4 protein-coding genes are annotated in these 2,516 nt (G+C 68.4%); 2 read left to right on the forward strand and 2 right to left on the reverse strand.

Features of this window, described 5'->3' with window-relative positions:
- The first annotated feature begins 170 nt into the window (after positions 1–170).
- Positions 171–488, forward strand: coding sequence for a hypothetical protein (locus tag ALA01S_RS30720; protein WP_066343529.1), 318 nt, complete (start codon positions 171–173; stop codon positions 486–488).
- Between the two features lie 73 nt (positions 489–561).
- Positions 562–1,044, forward strand: a complete 483-nt coding sequence (locus tag ALA01S_RS30725) for a hypothetical protein (RefSeq protein ID WP_066343531.1) — start codon at positions 562–564, stop codon at positions 1,042–1,044.
- Between the two features lie 39 nt (positions 1,045–1,083).
- On the opposite strand, the gene ALA01S_RS30730 is transcribed toward ALA01S_RS30725, so the two are convergent.
- Complete coding sequence (locus ALA01S_RS30730; RefSeq protein ID WP_066343534.1) at positions 1,084–1,662, reverse strand: GNAT family N-acetyltransferase; 579 nt, start codon at positions 1,660–1,662, stop codon at positions 1,084–1,086.
- On the reverse strand, positions 1,659–2,159 hold the full coding sequence (locus ALA01S_RS30735) for a hypothetical protein (protein WP_066343537.1): 501 nt from the start codon (positions 2,157–2,159) through the stop codon (positions 1,659–1,661). Before ALA01S_RS30735 ends, ALA01S_RS30730 begins: the two co-directional genes overlap by 4 nt.
- Between the last annotated feature and the right edge of the window lie 357 nt (positions 2,160–2,516).

Below are 2,516 nucleotides of genomic sequence, written 5' to 3' on the forward strand. Positions count from 1 at the left end.
TGTCCCGGGCAAGACCGACTACAGCTACGACATCATCCGCTGATCCACAGCGGCACGACGGGCAGGGCAGGGGGCATCGGTACGCTCCCCTGTTCTCTCCTCAGGCCGGCGGGCCGCGCTGTGCGCAGCGGCCCGTCCGGCTGGTCCGAGATTCTTGAAGAGAGGTTGTGATGACACCGGTACTTGTCAAAACCACGCTCGATGGCCGCAAGGTCGAGGTGATCGGACGATACATCTGCCTGGACGGCCAGCCCGAGGCGGATTCGCTCGTCGCGATGGACGAGCACCCCAATCGCCAGGCGATATTGCGCTCCGTGCCCAAGGCCACCCATGTTGCCGGCCGGCTGCCGCTGACCATGGCCGAAGCGTCCGTGGCGCAGGCCGCGCTGCGCAAGGCTACCGACGAGTTTGACGGCACCCCGCACGCCGTCTCCGAGCGCCTGCGCAAAGCCGTATGGCAAAAGGTTTTTGCCGAAGGCGCCGAGTGATCGTCGTGCCCTTGCCCCATCGCCACGCCGGCGCCCAGCCGGTCGAAGTCAGAGCAATGCAGGAGGCACGGCCATGATTTTCGTTCTTGAGATTCCCCCGCAGGCCGAGCCCAGGTGCTGGTTTGCCTACGATGGCGACGACCTGCTGCGCAAGGTCGCGGCCGATGATGCGCTGCAGGAATGGGAGATCCACGACTGCGCCACGCCGCGCGAGTTGCTGGAGATGTTCGACGCCAGCCCCGAGACGGCGGGCGTGGCTGAGAAATACCCCGGCATTTGCGCCATGGCCGAGGAATACGGCTGGGACAAGCCGCTGTACCGCGCGGACCACCTGCAGGAGCCCGGCAGCTACCGGGAGGAGCCGGTGACGCCCCAGCAGGCCAGCGAGGCTGCGCTGCGTGCCCGCGGCGACTGCCGCATCTACTGGAGCGAGGCCGAAGCCACGGCCGCGTTCGAGCGCGCCAACGATCCCACCTGGGCAGGCTCCGGCTGGCGCGCCCGCTGGTCGCTGCGCGCACAACTCATCGCCACCGAAGTCCTGGCGGACGACCTCTGAGCGCCCCGGGGCGCCACGCCCCGGCTCACGCTGTGCACATCAAGGCGCCTTGTGCGGCCGCCGCGTGCGCGCGTAAATCCACACGTCCCGCGGCGTGGTGGAGACGTTGGGGTGCAGCGTATGTGCCACCAGCCGCCCCTCGCAGCTCAGGCCCAGCGCCTGCAGCAGGCGAATGGAAGGGGTGTTGTCCACGTCGCACAGTGCGTCCACGCGCCAGATGAGCGCCTGCTTGAACGCATGTTCCAGCACGGCCGACACGGCCTCGCGCATCAAGCCCTGCCCCTGGAATGCCGGCGCCAGCACGTAGCCCAGGCGCCAGTGGAACACCGGCGGCTCGAAGGACTGCGCCACCAGTTGCACCTGCCCAATCGGCCCCGCGTCGCCATGCGCCAGCATCCACGTGCACGCCGTGCGCTTGAGCCAGCGGGCATTGTCCCAGTCCAGCATGCGCTGCGTGAAGGCGACGTCGGCATGCGGCTTCCAGCCCAGGTAGCGCAGCGTGTGGGCGTCGCGGGCCCAGCGCTCGAACATCAGCGGTGCGTCGCCCGGCCGCGGCTCGCGCAACTGCAGGCGCGGCGTCTGCAGGGAGCGTGAGAGCGTGACGGCCGGGATGCTCATCGGCCCTGTCGCGCGGCGTCGGCCGCGTGCAGCAGCGACATCGTGACCTCGCTGCCGGTCTGCGCCTGCGGGTCCAGCTCGTGGAGCTTGGCCAGCAGCTCGCGCGCCATGTCGGCACGGTCGCTGCGCAGGTGTATGAACGAAAGCGCCTTGAGCGTGAACAGCCAGAAGCGCTGCGGCCCATCCTGGCTGAAGTCCACATGCGCCGCCGGCATGACGGCGCGCCAATCCTGCGCCAGGCCGCCCTGGCCCGCGGCCTCCTGCAGCCCGCGCCAGGCCGCGCGCTCGGCCAGCTCGAACTCGCGCCGCCCGGCGTGGTGCTTGTAGAGCGCGTAGTAGATGGCCAGGCAGCCGGGGGCCAGGGCCTGGGCCGTCCACAGCAGCGGCGAACGCTCGGCCGCCGGCGCCTCTGCGGCCTGGTGCAGCAGGTCGCGCACGGGGGCGGGAACGTCGCCGCCGAAAAATTCGTCTGAAGCAGTGCCTGTGAAAAGGTTCATGGTCTGGGCCTTGTGCATCATCAAGGGCGCCGCTCGCATGCATTTGCAGTGCCAATCATCGCACGCCCGCACGGGTACGCCGGCCGGCCCCGGAGCGTGCGTCGCACATGCGACAAAGCCGACAGAAGCGGTCGCGTTTGGGGCACGTCAAGGCGGCCTCGTGAAAACACCATTGTCCAAAAATAGCCTGTCACGCAGGCATTTCCCTGGGACAAGCCACTTGGCACGCTCCATGCGAATACCCGCTTGCAACGGTTGTTGCACAGGTGCCGATCTCTCTGGAAGGACGCGACAATGGCCAAGCATGCCAAGGAAAAGTTCGATGCGATCGTCGTGGGCGCAGGCGCGTCGGGCAAC

Origin of the sequence: Azohydromonas lata NBRC 102462, from assembly GCF_001571085.1 — a bacterium.
GTDB lineage: Bacteria > Pseudomonadota > Gammaproteobacteria > Burkholderiales > Burkholderiaceae_C > Azohydromonas > Azohydromonas lata.